This window comes from Roseobacter sp. (assembly GCF_045106495.1).
Lineage (GTDB): Bacteria > Pseudomonadota > Alphaproteobacteria > Rhodobacterales > Rhodobacteraceae > Roseobacter.
Genome location: NZ_JBGCEQ010000019.1, coordinates 1 through 15,826, shown reverse-complemented (window position 1 = coordinate 15,826; position 15,826 = coordinate 1). Strand labels below are relative to the sequence as shown.

Below are 15,826 nucleotides of genomic sequence, written 5' to 3'. Positions count from 1 at the left end.
GAGACGGCGGAGCACCGACCTCGCACGTCGAATTTCAGGCTCAGGTTGCAAGATTTAGCCGTACTAAACGTGAATAAACCCCAGCTTAATATACATCGCGACTATGGGGTTTGATTTACAAATACTTAAACAACCTTAAGATGTATCTATTTCCAATTCGCTATCGGAAAATTTGTGAAAACGCTGAATTTGTCGCACAGAAGCAATGTTGCAGCGCTCCGCAAAAAACCCTTGCCACCAGTTCAATAAAGGAGATCAAAATCCGCGCACGGATGTCCCGCGCCACGGTAGGCAAGCCATGCCACGTATCCTTTGCACGATACTGCCCACCGGCTGCCATTTGGACCCGCCATACGGCCACCAGTCATCTCCCTGCGAACCCGCGCTGTGGGCGCACTGGCGTCAAGCAGGGACCGCTCAAAACCGACAACACCGTATGGAGCCTGCCCTTTAGCGCGACCAATCGATATTGACCATGGCAGTTCGCCAGCCACGACATGACGGATGGGCACGTCATCAATTGCGACAACACCTTGGCGCATGGATCTGTCACGAGTGCGATTGACGTTTGGCAGCAGATGTCGCGACGCAAAAATCTCATGCGTCAAAACATGTTCACCGCAAAAAACTGCAGGCGATCCGAAAATGAAAAATCCGGGAGAATCCGGCGAAGCCGCATGCGCGCCCTGGAAAGCCGTTGGCGACGATTATGCGAGATGTGTGTGCTCGAACAACTCCCAAGACACACACCGGCCCGCGTAGTGGCTCGGTGCCCGCTTCTGGTAGCTGTGTGACCCATCCCCGCGCTGCCTTGAACGCATGTGCAGCGCTCCAGAAGCGTTCCCGCAGGCGTTAGCACGCAGTTACCGCCCAACAATCAAAGGCCGCACCCGGATCAAAACAACTGATACCGGGTCGCGCCGCAGATCAGCCGCGCATCGAACGGGTGAAGTAATCCGTCAGTGGTTTGGTCAGGTAATCCAAAGGCGTGCGTTCATTCGTCTTGATGAACACTTCAACGGGCATACCTGGGATCAAGGTATTGTCGCCCAGCTTTTCCAGCTCGCCCTCATTGGGCAATACCTCGACGCTGTAGTAGATCTGTCCGGTCACCTGATCTGTGATGGCATCCGCAGAGAAATCCACTACCGAGCCAATGAGCTCAGGCGTTGTCCGGCTTTCAAAGGCGGTAAAGCGCAACCCGGCTTCCTGACCACGATAAATCTGGTCCACATTCGTCGGGTCGATCCGCGCCTCGATCACCATCGGCTGATCCTGCGGCACCACATACATCATCGGCGCACCGGCCTGTACAACCGATTGCAGCGCAAAAACCTCGCTACCGTAAATCACGCCGCTGACCGGTGAGGTCACGCTGAGACGCGACAGTCGTTCATCCAGACCCAGCAACCGTTCCGTCAGCTCGATCTCGCGGAAATCGAGATCCCGCAAGGTCGTGATCGCCTCTTCCCGCTGCGTGGTCTTGAGCTTGATCACTTCGATATTGACCTCGGCCACACTGCCGCGCAGCTGCGCAGATGAGGCTTTCAGGCCACCGATCTCGCCCAACAAGCGGGCTTCTTCGCGGCGCAGGGTCGATACCCGTGTCGCCTGCGTCAACCCCCGGTCCAAAAGACTGATCTGATCACTCAACTCTTGCGCAATGAGCACCTGCTGCGTTTTCAACGCTTCCAGCTGTGCCGCGATCCCCTCGATCTCAAACTCGTACTGACTGCGTCGCTCGGCAAGCTGTTCGGTTTCGCGCTCCATGGAGACCCGACGCGCCTCGAAAAGCCGGGTCTGGCCGCGGATCGCGTCCTGAACATCTTCCGCTTCCTGCGCCATCAGCCAGTCGGGGAATACAACCTCATCCGTATCGTCGCGCTCTGCCTCTAGCCGTGCTTTGCGCGCAGCAATGTCGTGTAGCTGCCCGCGCACAATCGCGAGCTCGGAGTTCAGCAATGTCGCGTCGAACTGCACCAGCGTACCGCCGGCTTCGACCAAATCGCCATTGCGCGCCATGATCGCGCCCACAACGCCGCCATCGGGATGCTGAATGACCTGACGCTTGGTTTCGACCTCAAGCCGACCCGATGAAATCACCGCCCCTGCCAGCTGCGTGCTGACGCTCCAGTAGCCCAGACCTCCAACCAAAACGACCAGGGCCACACCGCCCACGATCATTGGAAACCGGGCACGCCATGGCGGCGGCGGCGGGGCTGCCATCATCATGATGCCGCTCCCACGGGTTTAAGCACCCGCTTGATTGATTCCGCATTTTTCAGCTGCTTGCGCAGCACTTCATCGCGCGGTCCTGCATCCACGATCATACCCTTATCCATCACAATCAACTCATCACATTCGGAAATCGCCATCGGCCGGTGCGTCATGATGATCACCGATTTTCCGTCGGCCTTGAGGTCTCGTACCGCCTGATTGAGGGCATTCGACCCATCCACATCCAGCGCCGAGTTCGGCTCGTCCAGAACCAGCAACACAGGCGTGCCAAAAACCGCGCGCGCCAGCGCGACCCTCTGACGCTGACCGCCAGACAACTGGTTCTCATTGCCTTCGACATAGGTGTTGTACCCGTCAGGCAGCTGAATAATCATCTCATGCGCATTGGCCTTTTTCGCCGCTTCAACGACGCGCTCGTCATCCGGCTGCACCGCCATGCGCGCAATGTTCTCCGCAATGGTGCCCGGCAACAGCGTCACCTGTTGCGGCAAATAGCCGATGTAGCCGCCCAGGCGGTCCGGGTCATAGTGCTTCAGCTCGACACCACCCAGACGCACCTCGCCCGCAGCAGGCGTCCACAGCCCCATGATCGCCTTGGCCAGCGTCGATTTGCCCGAGCCACTTTTGCCGATCAGACCAACCGCAGAGCCCGGCTTGACCTGCAACGACACATTGCGCAGCGTCGGCACTTGGCTGCCCGGTGGGATCAACGTCACATTGCGCACCAGAAGGCTGGACTCCGGCTCCGGCAAGTTCACATAGCGGCCCGGCTGCGGCTGTTCAGACAAAAGCTTGCCGAGCGATATCCAGGCCATGCGCGCGCGCTGGATCAGGGGCCACTGGCCCAGCGATTGCTCGATCGGTGCCAGTGCCCGACCCAACAGGATCGAGCCTGCAATCATCGCACCAGCGGTCAATTCGCCCTTCAACACCAGATAGGCGCCCACCGCCAACATCGCCGATTGCAGGAACAGGCGGAAGGATTTGGTAACCGCCGTGAAACTGCCGGTCCAGTCGTTAGATGAAATCTTTTCCTGCAAGGCCTCATTGCGGCGCTTCAGCCAGCGCTCGGTCACGGCACCGCGCATGCCTTGTGCTTGCACAACCTCATGAGCGATCTGCGCCTGATCCGCAAAGACCTGCGCCCCGTTGGAGGCCGCCTGTGCCCGCGCCACCTTCCGGTGCGTCAACACCTGGTTCACAATAGCGAGAATGGTCAGCACCAAAGCCCCCGCAACGGCCAGCCAGCCCAGCATCGGATGGAAAATGAAAATGGCAGCAATAAAAATCGGCGACCAGGGCATGTCCATCAACGCCAGAAAAACCGGCGAACTGAACACGGTCTGGATCGCTTCAACATCCCGCAACCCGGTAATCTCGGAAGGGCGCCGCTTGCCGGCCAGATTGAGCGTCGCACTAAAGACCCGGCCGTCCAGCAAGGCTTGGAACCGGGCGCCAAACCGCGCCATGATCCGACCTCGAGCATAATCCAGCATGGCCATCAGCCCATAGAGGAAGCCCACCAGCACAAAGAGCGCCACCAGCGTTTCTTCCGAGCCGGAGCCCAGCACCCGGTCATAGACCTGCAACATGAACAAGGGACCGGTCAGCATCAGCAGGTTCACGAAAATACTGAACAAAAAGCTGACGGATATGAACGACGACCCGGCATTCCGGGCTTTGGTCAATTCGCTGACCTGAGAGTTTTCGACACCTGACACGGATCTACCTCTTATTGCTGAGCTCTTGAGCTTGCATAAACAATGGCAAACTCTACCAAACTCTGAACACGACGAAAATGCAAAAAGCGCCACACCAAAGCAAGCCAACGCGCCTATTAGGTTGGAAGATGCTTAATAAACCTCTTGCCTGGGTTGAAAAATGCGCTTTTGCCGGGTCCTGTACCCGAATTAAACTACTTCCGATAGGTTTTTTGCTACGGCATCAGCGGTAAATCTCCCCTTCGCGCATTTTTCCGCCGATGCGGAGAACCGCGTTCCAGAGACCACAGGCCGTAGGTCAAAAGATCCGTAGAAAAAAATTTTTAATTTAAAAACAATACGTTATTTAGGTTTTTTCGTTTGCGCAAGAGGTCGAATCATCCCTTCTCAAACAAGTAGCGCAAATGCTCCATCGCGCGTTCCACCAAAGCGCCATCAACCCCCCTGCCCTTCAGGCGGATCACGTACCCTTGAGCATCTGTGCCATATTGGAGCGTGACGCCACTGGACAAATGCAGCGTGTCCTGACCGGCCCAGCCAATCTGCGGCGCTTGTTTCTTTGGGCGCCCCCCCTTCTTTTCCACAGCACCGGTAATTTCAAAGGCATCTATCACCGAGGCCATACAGGCCCATTCCGCTTCCGCGGATGCAGGTTGCACTTTGGCCAAAGCATCCCGCAGATCCGCCTCTGCGCCGTTTCTCAACGCGGCTGACAAACGCAGACCGTCGCGCTCCTTTAGGCTTTCAGGGAACTCGAGCAGATCGCCCAACTCTTCGAAGATGAGAGAGAAGGATCGGATTTTCGAGCGCTTGGCTTTGCTCGCCACACTGAACAAACTGGAGACAGCCTTCTCCGTGCTCGGGAAAGCCCCCTGCTGTGCTGCGACAACCGCGATGCGACCGCGCTCATAGTGAGACAGCGAAGCGCGCACCTCGTTTTCCTCAACCATCGCTGCAAAGCCACCGCCAAGCGCTTCAGGGTCCCGCACCAGCGATTTGATGGTCTTGTACTTCTCAGCACCCGTCAGGCCGAAGAGTTCCCGGATGGCCCAGAGCCTCCGATACCCCGAGAGCAAACCAAATGGTTGTTCCGGGTCGTCCCGGCGAAACACCTCAATCGGGAGCCGTAGCCCATGCGCCGCGATCGAGGCCTTCAGTTCGGACATGTCATTGGGGTCGATCACAGTCCGGTCACGCACCATCGCGTCGGCCAGAATGTCGTCCAAAGGGATGTTTTCGATCAAACGCCCCTGCCCTTTCGCATCCTCCAGTGCTGTGGCATCCGCTTCCTGTTGCGCCTGCTTTGCACGCGTTTCGGCGTCCAGCACCGGCTGGGCCTGCGCGGCCTCTGCAGAAACCTGTGAAATTGGCGCTAACGCAGGGTTCGGCGTGTTAAGGGTTTCGCGGCGAAACTCATCTTCGATGCGGGTCAGGTCATCCGCGCTAGGTGCTGCAATCTTTCTACGTTTTGCCATTTTTCATCTCCTGCTCGTCACGCCACCAGGCCCCTAAAATGAGCTCCTTCACTTCTGCCCAAGTCCTGTCAAACGTTTCTCTTCCGCGAACATAAGTATCCCTGTTAAAGTCTCGATAATCCGCCTCGTAGATCCCGTTGACCTGCTCGCCAGCCTGCCCGACCATCGCCGTTACATCCTGACGGAATGTGGTCATCAGGTCGCCAAAATAGGCTTGAATCACATTGGCCAGGTCGGTTTGTTGTGCTGCATCGAAACGTGTGACCAAAATGCGTACTGCATCCCATTCGAACTTGACGTCATCAAGGCCCAGCTTGCGCCGCTGCGTGTTTTCACCTTCCTCAATGCTGGCGAAAGTCGAGTAGAGCATATCAAAAAATCGCCCCGTGGAATCAAACTCCAGGAAAGAAGCCCCGAGCGGAACTATCAGAATATCGGCCGCCGCCAAAGCATTAATGGTGAGATAGCCAAGTGCAGGTGGCGTATCAAGAAATATCAAATCGTATTCCGATAATATGCCATCGTCCTCAAGCCCATTGGTTAATGCATCCCAGAGGGGCCAGGTCCTGCTCTGCATGCGCCAAACCGGCACCTGAAACTCGGCCCAATATAGATTAAGCTGTGCTCCGATGAGGTCGATGTTAGGCCAGTGCGTCTTTTGGATGAGGTTTCGCGGCGAAACCTTCAACGCCTCTGTAAGCGTCTCATCCAGGGCAGCAGGAGGGTCGCCACGCGCGACTCGAACCTCATTTTCCCGCTCCTGATGCTTGGCGAAATCACGGGCTAAAATGGGGAAGGCCGTCTCCCATTCATCCTGAACCTGCCCGCCCATGATGCTGGTCAGGGATCCTTGACTATCAAGATCAATCACCAGGACTTTATACCCATCCAGGGCAGCAGACATGGCAAGATGCGCGCAGGTGGATGTCTTGCCAACGCCACCCTTGAAGTTGGCCACGGCCAAGACTTTTGCGTCCAATCCTTCTGGTCGATAGGGTCGGTATTCGCGATGGGCCGCGCCCTCCGTCGCAAAATGTTCACGCAACCGAATGATCTCTTCCAATGCAAACCACTTGGAGTTACCCTCGCCTGTCCCTTGAGGCAATTCAGGATGCGCTTTCAGAACCCTCCGGAAGTGAGCGGGAGCCACGGGGATAAGATAGCGGCAAACTTCCCAGGTTGAAAATTTGCGCAAACGCTTCTGGCCATCCGGCGCATGACCGCCTTTTGCAAGCTCTTCCCGACCTTTCGCCGCGAAAGCTGCGGCTTTCGCGAATCGCGCTGTATGGATAGGATCGACGAGACGCTCTGCTGCCTTTGCTGGATCTATTCCCATATAAGGGGGCAAGGGAGGTTTTTCATTTGAAGTCATATAAAACTGCCGATGTAATTGTTTTTCTATGCCGTACTCAAAACTATCACACATGACCTGCAGAATGTGAATCACTATAATGAATTTTAGCTGAAAGAACGACCAGAGTACTTTATAGAATTTATCTAGTTTAAGGACTTTGAGCTCAATTTTACAAATAAAATCTGGTTGTTAGATGGATTCGGGTGTGCGTATACAGGACAAAAGGCACCCAAATACAGGACAATGGGTGCCGTTAAACGGGAACAAAGGTACCGATTCGCGGTTTCCAGTCTCGAATGTCCCATATAGAGCCTAATACTGTCGAGGAGATCGAACAGCCATCCTGTAACTGGGTCCCTTAGGGCGGCTAAGGCTTAGAAGCCCTCGGATCAGCCGTTGTTGTAAAAGTATCCGGAAACGGATTGAACGCGGGTGCTTTTCAGTTTAATATTGTCCACAAGAGCTCTTAGAAGCTCGCCTCAAAAGGCACAGAGCAATGGATGATATTCCGCGAGAGAAACTGACGGGCGCTTTGCGACGCGGCGCTGTCAAAAAGCATGTGGCCGCGATTCATGTATCGGGCAAGCTGTCGCTGTTGCAGCGCAAGCTCAGCAATGTCTTGTTGCTAAACGCCTATGACACCCTGACCCAGGCTCCATCGTTTCAGATGGACGCACGGACGCTGTGCTTGATGGTGGGATATAACTCCAACGATTTCGCCACGCTCAAACAATCACTGCGCGGCTTGGCGGAAACCGTTGCTGAATGGGACATGCTCGATGACAAGGGCCAGCAGGAATGGGGTGTCTCCAGCCTGCTCAGCTACGCCAAGCTCAAGGCAGGCGTGTGTGAATATGCCTATTCCCCGGCACTGGCCGAAAAGCTGGCTGATCCGAAGGTTTTTGCCCTGATCAACCTCAACATCCAGCGACGGTTTACCAGTGGCCATGCGCTGGCGCTCTATGAAAACTGCTATCGGTTTCACCGGACAGGCAGCACCGGCTGGTGGTCGCTGGACACATTCCGCCGGCTGATGGGGGTGGACGACAGCGGCTACTATGAAATCTACAAGCATTTGAACGCCAAGATAATCAAACCGGCGGTCGCGGAAGTGAACCGCACCAGCAACATCGTGATAACGCCCGAGACCCGCAAGCGGGGCAGGGCGGTCACGGATATCCGCTTCAGCATAAAACCTAATCCGCAATTGGCGATATTGGATTTGGATGATGGCGCGGGTCAGCGCCGGGCGCCGGTCTACGATCGTCTGCGCGCGATGGGGGTCAGTGACCGTCTTGCACGCCAGTGGATGACCGAACACGGTGAAGTTCAGATCGCGGGCAAACTTGATTATGTCGGGGCGCAATCGGACGTGAAAAGCCCGGCGCGCTACCTGGCAGCGGCCTTGCGGGATGACTACCGACCGGCTGAAAAAGAGGATCGACCCCCTGCGCCGGTGAGCGCACGAGCGGCAAGGTTGGGCCGGGTGCAGGAGCTTGTGGCCGCACGCACACCGACCCAGAGGGATGCGGATAAACGGCTGATCCTGAGCAGCATCACGGATGCCGGCGCGCGTTTGGATTTTGAGCGTCACGGGTGGATGTCGGCACTCAATGCGCAGGCGGTGATTGCCTTTTGGGAAGACATTTATCCCGGTGCGTTTGACGGTCTTTAGGCTTTGGTCCGTGACTGGTCACGGTGGCGGTCCGGCACGAAAGGGCAGGGGGGTCAGTCGGTTGGGCGAAGGTTTTTTGCGGACTCAAGTATCCGCGTTTGCCGTCCCATCACATCGAGTAACAACCAGACCCGCTGATCTGGATCAACGGTTTCGACCTGCGCGATAAAATCGACAAATGGCCCGGATTCCACGCGCACTTTATCCCCTTTTTCAAGAGGAACAGTCGGATTTGTATCGCCAGTTTCATCATAGCGCTCCTGCAGCGCGGTCATGACATCTTGTGGCACAGTTGCGGGTTGGGTGCCGAAACTGACGAGTTTGGTGATGCCCTGCGTGGCGTTCACCGATTGCCAGGGCGGCGTGCCCGTGGTCCAGCCGACAAAGATATACCCGGGAAAAAGCGGTTTCGATTGCGTTTTGAATTGGCCGGCGCGGCGCATTGTTTGAACAAAGATCGGCAAAAAGACATTGAAACCCTGACGCTCCAGATTGCGGCGCGCAATCTGATGTGAATTTGGTTTCAGCTGGGCGAGACCCCAAGTACCCGATAAGGCAATCTGTGTCATCTGTTTGTGAAGCTTGTTTTGGAAGAAAAACCATTTGAAGTCAAAGCTATAACCCCGCAGCTTTGGTCATGTTCACGCGAAATCTGTCACGTCTCCGCTGGTAGCGTCGTGTCATTTCCGCGGAGGCGTGGCCGAGGTGTTTTTGCACGTAGCGTTCGTCGACTTGGGCGGAACTGGCGAGACCCGCGCGCAGAGAATGGCCAGAAAACAGGGCCAGTCGCTCTGCATCCGGCAGATCGTCACGGACCCCGGCGTCCAGCACGGTGCGTTTGACAAGCCGCGCGACGTGTTTGTCCGAGAGCCTTGCACCGGTCGCCTTGCGATCGTCCCGCGTGACCCGTTGGAACACAGGGCCAAAGTCGATCTTGGCGAAGTGCATCCATTGCTCGATCGCGTACACGGGGCAGGATTGATCAGACGACCCGCGGCCGATTTCGATCTCGCGCCAGCCGGTTTTGGTATTGAGCGTGAGCAGGGCCCCTTCGGCGAAGGTTTCGACCCAGCCGCCGGAATCGGGCGTGTCGTCTTTGTGCACATCCAGGCTCACAATCTCGGAGCGGCGCAATCCCCCCGCGTAGCCGATCAGCAAGATGGCACGATCGCGCAGGTCGCACAGCCCAAAGCTCAGGGTTGCGACCATATTCAGGATGTCTTCGGCGAAAATAGCCTCCTTTTGGACCGGCGGGCGGGCGTGTTTGCGTTTGATCCCGGCGAAAACCGTTGCGATATGGCGGTTTTTACGGTCCAGCGAGAAGCCGCGTTGTGTGTAATGCCAGCCTATGCCCGAGAGGCGGCGTTCGATTGTGCTGACCGAAAGGGCAGGGGCGCCATTCGTTGGTTTGGCAAGGTCCGCTAGATAGAGGCCGATCAATTCCGGTGAGGGGGGCAGGGGGTCGGTTCCCTTCAGGCGGCACCAGCGTGCAAAATGCGCCCAGTCCTTGGCATAGGCCTTTAGCGTGTTGTCCGAGGCGGCTTGATTTGCGTAATCTCGAGCTGTCTCGACCAGATGATCGAGAGCTCCGGATCCCGCCACATGGGCGGGGAGAGCCAGTGCATCATCGGAAGACGTCTGGCTGGAGTCATGCTTTGCTGATGCACTGTCATGAAGCGCAGTCGTGCGTTCTCTTCTGGGAAAATCGGGCATTTTTTGACGATACTTTAATTAGTCCGATAATGCAAACTTATTGGACATATATATGCGTGGCAGAGCGGGGCGGTTTGTGCGCTATATTTTGGACGAAAGCGCCGCCATGGGATAGTCTTGTGGCATGGACTATCAGTCTGCAGCCATCTCGAACGGCTTGACCAACCTATCGCAATTGCCGGATTGGGTCACCTCGAGCCGTGCGGAAACCCTTGAAACTGTGGCCTTTCGGTCATGGGTAGCGCTGACGGTTCTCGATCAGCTGGTCAGTGATCCCAGGCATGGCGTGCCGGTGAAACTGCTCGCCAACCGGCTGGCGCTGAGCGCCGCCACCGCGACGTCGAAACTGGAAGGGCGATTGGCGCGGGAGGCGGATATCCGTATTGGAGAAATGTCGCTTCCCGTCAGCGTTACGCCTGATCTTCGGGCATAGGCCGGATTTCTCATAGAACCGTATCGTGGAAACGCTTAGACCTGTGCGTTCGGCGACCTCTGAAATCTTCATGCTTTGCTGTCCCTTCCGACCAACGTCATACCGACCTCAAGCAGCTTTAGGTCAAGGAAAATCATAGGGTTCGCCTTGAGTTCTTTTTGCACTCCGGTAAGCCTTGAGGGGTTGTCTAAAAGGTGTCAGGAACCTGCCTATTGAACTATGAGATCAGCCAACTATTCCTAGGCAAATATTTCATTGTAAGACAGTGTGACTCCGCCGGGACAACGCCTGAACAGTGTCGAGGTCAACGTTATGAAAAGTAGTACCAGATTGCTTATCAGAGCTGATGATGCTGGCTCAAGTTGGTCTTCAAATATCGGCTGCTTGCAGGCCTGTACACATGGCATCGCGCGAAGTGTAGAGGTTATGATGCCTTGCCCCTGGTCTACGCACGCCGCTTCTCTTTTCAACCTACATCCCGAAATCGATATCGGCATTCACCTAACTCTGACAAGCGAGTGGGATGCTGTGAAATGGCGGCCACTGACGCCAGCCCCGAGTCTGACTGATGAGCAAGGCAATTTTCTACCTTTGGTACTGCCGCGCGAAGGGGATATTCGGCTCCCCTTGGCAAATACTGCGTGGTCGATTGATGAAATCACCAACGAGTTCAGAGCGCAGATTTCTCTTGGCTGTGCAATGTTCGAAAATGCATCCCATGTCAGCACACATATGCTGCGGCATTTTAAGGACTTTGATCGGGACTGTTGCGTTAATTGTGATAGCCCGGAATCTATCAAACTAGGACGCGTTTCAGGCAGCAACTTGAAAAAGCTGATGCATGAATTCGATCTCTCCTCGGACGCCTAGTTTTTTGTTGTGAATGTGGCCTCGCTTGATTGTTCTGACCGTTTCCATCCCTGCTAACGTCGCCTTCGCAGATCGTAATGTTCGGAAAGTTTGGCGGTAACCAAGCAACCTTTTCAAAGCAGCGTGGTCACTCTCAATGCGGTTGTTCAGATACTTGCGATCAATCTGCGTTATGGAGTCGAAATGTGGATCATAGGCGTGATTGATCTCGCGGATCACTTTGCGATACGTGGGTGCTTTGTCCGTACATATGGATACGGGTCGATGCAAACGCACTCGTTCAATAGCTTTCTTCAGGAAGGCTTTGGCCGCTCTAGCGTCTCGTCGCGCTGTCAGTCGAAAGTCCACCAGCTGGCCATTTGCGTCAATTGCCCGCCAAAGGTACCGCCATTTTCCTCCTACTCGGATGTAAGTTTCATCGACGTGCCAATCTAGGCTGCTGCGTCTCAGGTGCTTCTCAGTTCGCTTGGCCAATTCAGGACCGAATTTTTGTACCCATCGGTAGACAGTAGATCGATCCACATCCAGCCCACGCTCTGCAAGCAGGTCAACAACATCCTGATAGGACAACGGATATCGCAGATACATCCGCACGGCGCAGAGGATCACTGCAGCTGGAAACCGATGACGCTTGAACGGGTACTTACTTGGCATGAGATGGCTCCTTCACAAAAAGCATCGCAGAAATTTAACCGTTAACGCAACAGTCCCCAAGATCAATACGTTCCGGATAGAGCGTGGCAAGCGTGCCAAATTGCTCAGCAATGACCAAAGGCGCATGGTTTGGGAGCATGACACCGCCAGCTCCAACGCGGATGGTTTTTGTGGCAGCCGCGACCGCCCCAATCACAACCGCCGTCGCGGCACTGGCGATACCCGGCATATTGTGGTGCTCGGCCAGCCAATAGCGATGATAGCCGCTCGCATCCGCATGGCGCGCCAGATCAATCGTATTGCTCAGGGCATCAGCAGCTGTTCCACCTTCTGGGATGGGCGCGAGGTCAAGCAGAGAGAAATGGTGCACTTTGGATTCCTTGTGTTCTATGTGCCTACATAGGTTTGGTCGTGCCGGTTTTCACCATCTTCACTAAACTGGAAGTCATCCCTTCATCAAAGCATGAGCGCCAGAAAGAAAGGCGTTCTTCAAATAGACAGGCAGCTTCTCCGGATATTTCTCAAGGTCTTTCTTGGCAAAGTGAGCGAGCGCCACCGGACTGACGAACCTGGTGTGACATCCCTCGACGAGTTGAATCAGAGTTTCAATTTTGAAGGATACCGCTCCTCCTGCCATACGGCCCTTCTTAGCGCGGGTTTTAATCACAAAGGTATCGATTTCGTGTTCTCGGGAAAACGCCTGAAGATCCGCTAAGAATGATCTTAGATCGGCCTCAGATGTGTCATCCTCGAGTTCTATGCGAGTGGTCTTCAGGCGAAGCATTTCCAAGTTGCTTTCATCATTTAGGTAGACCACAGCAAGCCGAACCTCTTTTGCCGATATCTCACATCCGCAGATTTTCATGTGTTACTCCCTCATGTGACAACTTGTCGTTACCATATTGCTGACCTGAAAACCCAAACCTTCGCTGCAGGGTGAAAGAACACCTTAGCCCTCTGCCAAGCTGAAGATACACCGACAAATATCCTGTATAGTAACGATAACAGGAAGTTATCCTGACCTTCACCATGAACCATAAGCTCTAATGCGACTCTGGACCAGAATTGGCGAAATCCAACCTGAACATCGGTGTCGCAACAAACCCCTTACCCTGCGGCTCTCGGCCCGAGTCACGATGAGGAAAGACCAAGGCAGGGCTTATGAAACTTGATATGCCAACCTAGGCATTGATGTCGCTCCAAAGGGCGCTCACCGGGAGAGCAAAATTCCTGTCGCCAAAGGTGAGTTTTTCTTGACCCAAGTAAAACACGATCCCAGTACACGTCCTGCTGCCTCCAGGCCCGTTTTTTGAGAACCATTTGAGATGTTTGAAGTCATCACCGCTGACCGATGCAGAGGCCTTGACCTCGACACAGACCAGATGACTGCCGCCGTCGATCAGGATGTCAATCTCCCGCTGGTCCGCACTGCGCCAGTGGTAGAGCCGATAGTCAGCGGCCTGCATTGGGACAGCACGCTGGATCTCGTTCAATACGAAGCTCTCAAGCAGACCGCCGAGGGCTTGCGGATTGTTATCGATGGTAAAGGTATCTTCAGTGAAACGGCGCAAGGCACAGGCTATGCCGGAATCTGCGAAGTGATATTTTGGATTCTTGATTTCTCGCTTGCCCTCACCCGATGTCCAGGCACCCAGCTTGGTGAGCATTGATAACCGTATCAGGATATCCAGATATTGTTCGACCGTAGCGCGCTGCAGCTTGGTCAGTTTGGCAAGTTCGGACGCGTTGATTTCTTGAGCCGACCGTGCCGCCATTTGGTCTATCAGGATACGCAGGGCATCTGGCTTTCGAACCGGCGTGATATCTGCCACATCGCGCTCAACGACCGCGTTGATGTAATCCCGATACTGCCGTTGACGGGATCTGACGGGCAGCGTTCTGGTTTCAGGAAAACCACCTTCCAAAATGAGATCAATGTAGCCGCTGCGGCTGACCAGCTCTGGATCGGCCACTTGTCCTAGCTTCGGGTCATTTTGCATCGCCCAATCCATTAGGCGGCTGACAGGTGCTCTTTTGACTTCCGCAACTGACAAGGGCCAGAGCTTAAGTGTGCGCATCCTGCCCGCAAGCGAGTCAGCTACGTCAGTGGTCGTAAATACGTTGGAGGATCCGGTAAGTACAAATTGCCCTTTGCGCCGATTGGTATCGACCACCCTCTTAATTGCCAGAGCCAGCTTTTTAGACCGCTGAGCCTCATCGATGATAAGCGGTGCGTGGTCCAGGTCTTCCATTAGACTGGTGAGCTGCCCTTCTGGGTCCGCTTCAATGGCGGCCAAGACTGCAGCGTCATCCAAAGTGATAAAACGGCCATTGCCAAACAAGTCTCTTACAAGTGTCGTCTTACCAACCTGCCTCGGGCCGATGAGGTTAACCACACGCGCTGATACGATCGCGTCTTCAAGCTCTGGAATGAGATGTCTTGGCAGATAGTCTTCTGTATCACTCATGGATCGGTGCTTCCCTTTCGTGCTTTGCAGAACGCATCCCGTATGAGAGGTCTGGCTCCTTACCACTGGTCGCTTATTAGAGAACCCACCATTTGTCCATTAGAACCTCCACCATTTGCTCATTAGGAGTCTCACCATTTGCACACTACATGGACTTCTGTATGTCAACCTGCCAAGCTGGCATCCTTTAACTCGTCGCGATCGGGCAAATCGCGGAGGCTTTCCATCCCGAAGGCCACCAAGGGCCTCGTCAAGTTGCGGTACATCTCAAGAGCCGGTACTTGGGCGCATGACCAAACCCAAGCAATCTGGTGCCTTTTCAGGCCACCGTTTTCCACCTGAAATCATCGGATACGCCGTCTGGGCCTATCACCGAGTTCCCATGAGTGTGCGCGATGCTGAGGACCTGTTAGCCGCACGCGGTGTTGTGGTCAGCTACGAGACGATCCGCGCTTGGGTTGCGAAATTTGGGTCGCAATATGCCAAGGCGATCCGCCAGGAGCGCCCCAAAGTGGCGGACAAATGGCACTTGGACGAAGTCGTCCTCCCGATAAACGGTAAGAAGTATTGGCTGTGGCGCGCTGTTGATAGCAAGGGCGATGTGCTGGACATCCTCGTCCAGTCTCGGCGCAACAATCAAGCCGCCACTCAGTTTTTTCGCAAGCTCTTTAAGGCGTTTGGCCAGCCACGAGTTGTTGTCACGGACAAACTCAGAAGCTACAGGGCCGCCCTAAAGCAGCTTGCTCCGGGAATAGAGCACCGCAGCCATAAGGGTCTCAACAACAGATCCGAAGGGTCGCACCGTCCCACCCGACGACGAGAAAAGATCATGGGGAGGTTCAAATTACCGCGACAAGCCCAGCGATTTCTTTCCGTTCATGATCAGGTCCAAACAATCTTCCGTCCGCGCCGCCGTACACTTTCAGCCGCTGCCTATCTCCAAACCAGAGCCGATGCCCACTGGATTTGGGACGACATCACGCGTGAGTTGAAAGCCGTCTAAGGTCTAGCGCCCCGGCTTTCGCTGCCAGGAGCGCCGATAACTTGACGATGCCGACCCGGAATTGTTCAAGGCATTGCTGACGGTTCTGTCGCAAAGTTTTCGAAACATGGGCGTTCTTGTCGAGTTGTGTTAGCCGCAGGCCTTTGTATTTGAGAGCAGGTATCAGACGATGACGATTGACTTCAAAGGCAGCCAGTATCCGAAAAGCGTGATCCTCTACGC

15 protein-coding genes and 2 pseudogenes are annotated in these 15,826 nt (G+C 55.1%); 4 read left to right on the top strand and 13 right to left on the bottom strand.

Annotation, left to right across the window (positions count from 1 at the left end; all coding sequences use genetic code 11):
* Positions 1 to 242: 242 nt before the first annotated feature.
* The 5 genes from AB8B75_RS13040 to AB8B75_RS13020 form a co-directional block, all read right to left on the bottom strand.
* Positions 243 to 542 carry a hypothetical protein gene (locus AB8B75_RS13040; RefSeq protein ID WP_405362840.1) on the bottom strand — a complete coding sequence of 100 codons (300 nt, stop codon included), beginning with the start codon at positions 540 to 542 and terminating at the stop codon, positions 243 to 245.
* A gap of 385 nt (positions 543 to 927) precedes the next feature.
* A complete protein-coding gene (locus tag AB8B75_RS13035) occupies positions 928 to 2,232 on the bottom strand; it encodes an HlyD family type I secretion periplasmic adaptor subunit (RefSeq protein ID WP_405362838.1) in 1,305 nt (434 codons plus the stop codon).
* Positions 2,229 to 3,959: a type I secretion system permease/ATPase gene (locus AB8B75_RS13030; protein WP_405362837.1), complete on the bottom strand. Its 1,731-nt coding sequence runs from the start codon at positions 3,957 to 3,959 to the stop codon at positions 2,229 to 2,231. Before AB8B75_RS13030 ends, AB8B75_RS13035 begins: the two co-directional genes overlap by 4 nt.
* A gap of 377 nt (positions 3,960 to 4,336) precedes the next feature.
* Positions 4,337 to 5,434, bottom strand: coding sequence for a ParB/RepB/Spo0J family partition protein (locus tag AB8B75_RS13025; protein WP_405362835.1), 1,098 nt, complete (start codon positions 5,432 to 5,434; stop codon positions 4,337 to 4,339).
* Positions 5,421 to 6,806, bottom strand: a complete 1,386-nt coding sequence (locus AB8B75_RS13020; RefSeq protein WP_405362919.1) for an AAA family ATPase — start codon at positions 6,804 to 6,806, stop codon at positions 5,421 to 5,423. Before AB8B75_RS13020 ends, AB8B75_RS13025 begins: the two co-directional genes overlap by 14 nt.
* Positions 6,807 to 7,284: 478 nt before the next feature.
* Here AB8B75_RS13020 and AB8B75_RS13015 point away from each other — a divergent pair, with 478 nt between their 5' ends.
* Positions 7,285 to 8,463 carry a replication initiation protein gene (locus tag AB8B75_RS13015; protein WP_405362833.1) on the top strand — a complete coding sequence of 393 codons (1,179 nt, stop codon included), beginning with the start codon at positions 7,285 to 7,287 and terminating at the stop codon, positions 8,461 to 8,463.
* A gap of 53 nt (positions 8,464 to 8,516) precedes the next feature.
* Here AB8B75_RS13015 and AB8B75_RS13010 read toward each other — a convergent pair whose 3' ends face one another.
* Positions 8,517 to 9,032, bottom strand: a complete 516-nt coding sequence (locus tag AB8B75_RS13010) for a transcription termination/antitermination protein NusG (RefSeq protein ID WP_405362831.1) — start codon at positions 9,030 to 9,032, stop codon at positions 8,517 to 8,519.
* Between the two features lie 46 nt (positions 9,033 to 9,078).
* Positions 9,079 to 10,176: a tyrosine-type recombinase/integrase gene (locus AB8B75_RS13005; protein ID WP_405362829.1), complete on the bottom strand. Its 1,098-nt coding sequence runs from the start codon at positions 10,174 to 10,176 to the stop codon at positions 9,079 to 9,081.
* A 124-nt stretch (positions 10,177 to 10,300) separates the two neighbouring features.
* Between AB8B75_RS13005 and AB8B75_RS13000 the strand changes: the two genes are divergently transcribed.
* Complete coding sequence (locus AB8B75_RS13000; RefSeq protein ID WP_405362828.1) at positions 10,301 to 10,609, top strand: DUF1403 family protein; 309 nt, start codon at positions 10,301 to 10,303, stop codon at positions 10,607 to 10,609.
* Here the strand turns inward: AB8B75_RS13000 and AB8B75_RS12995 are convergent.
* Positions 10,607 to 10,681: pseudogene (locus AB8B75_RS12995) on the bottom strand (MerR family DNA-binding transcriptional regulator); the annotation flags it as partial. The gene AB8B75_RS13000 and the pseudogene AB8B75_RS12995 sit on opposite strands and share 3 nt — an antisense overlap.
* A 240-nt stretch (positions 10,682 to 10,921) precedes the next feature.
* On the opposite strand from AB8B75_RS12995, the gene AB8B75_RS12990 reads away from it, so the two are divergent.
* Positions 10,922 to 11,479, top strand: coding sequence for a ChbG/HpnK family deacetylase (locus AB8B75_RS12990; protein ID WP_405362826.1), 558 nt, complete (start codon positions 10,922 to 10,924; stop codon positions 11,477 to 11,479).
* Here AB8B75_RS12990 and AB8B75_RS12985 read toward each other — a convergent pair.
* The 4 genes and pseudogenes from AB8B75_RS12985 to AB8B75_RS12970 form a co-directional block, all read right to left on the bottom strand.
* Complete coding sequence (locus AB8B75_RS12985; RefSeq protein WP_405362825.1) at positions 11,423 to 12,133, bottom strand: IS6 family transposase; 711 nt, start codon at positions 12,131 to 12,133, stop codon at positions 11,423 to 11,425. The two genes, AB8B75_RS12990 and AB8B75_RS12985, sit on opposite strands and share 57 nt — an antisense overlap.
* Positions 12,134 to 12,188: 55 nt before the next feature.
* Positions 12,189 to 12,503 (bottom strand): annotated as a pseudogene (locus AB8B75_RS12980) (MsnO8 family LLM class oxidoreductase); the annotation flags it as partial.
* A 75-nt stretch (positions 12,504 to 12,578) separates the two neighbouring features.
* A complete protein-coding gene (locus tag AB8B75_RS12975) occupies positions 12,579 to 12,998 on the bottom strand; it encodes a DUF3010 family protein (protein ID WP_405362824.1) in 420 nt (139 codons plus the stop codon).
* A gap of 316 nt (positions 12,999 to 13,314) precedes the next feature.
* Positions 13,315 to 14,601: an ATP-binding protein gene (locus AB8B75_RS12970; RefSeq protein WP_405362822.1), complete on the bottom strand. Its 1,287-nt coding sequence runs from the start codon at positions 14,599 to 14,601 to the stop codon at positions 13,315 to 13,317.
* Between the two features lie 289 nt (positions 14,602 to 14,890).
* On the opposite strand from AB8B75_RS12970, the gene AB8B75_RS12965 reads away from it, so the two are divergent.
* A complete protein-coding gene (locus tag AB8B75_RS12965; RefSeq protein ID WP_405362821.1) occupies positions 14,891 to 15,604 on the top strand; it encodes an IS6 family transposase in 714 nt (237 codons plus the stop codon).
* Here AB8B75_RS12965 and AB8B75_RS12960 read toward each other — a convergent pair.
* Positions 15,579 to 15,826 (bottom strand): hypothetical protein (locus tag AB8B75_RS12960; RefSeq protein ID WP_405362820.1); only part of this gene is annotated, 248 nt, incomplete at its 5' end. The genes AB8B75_RS12965 and AB8B75_RS12960 overlap by 26 nt on opposite strands.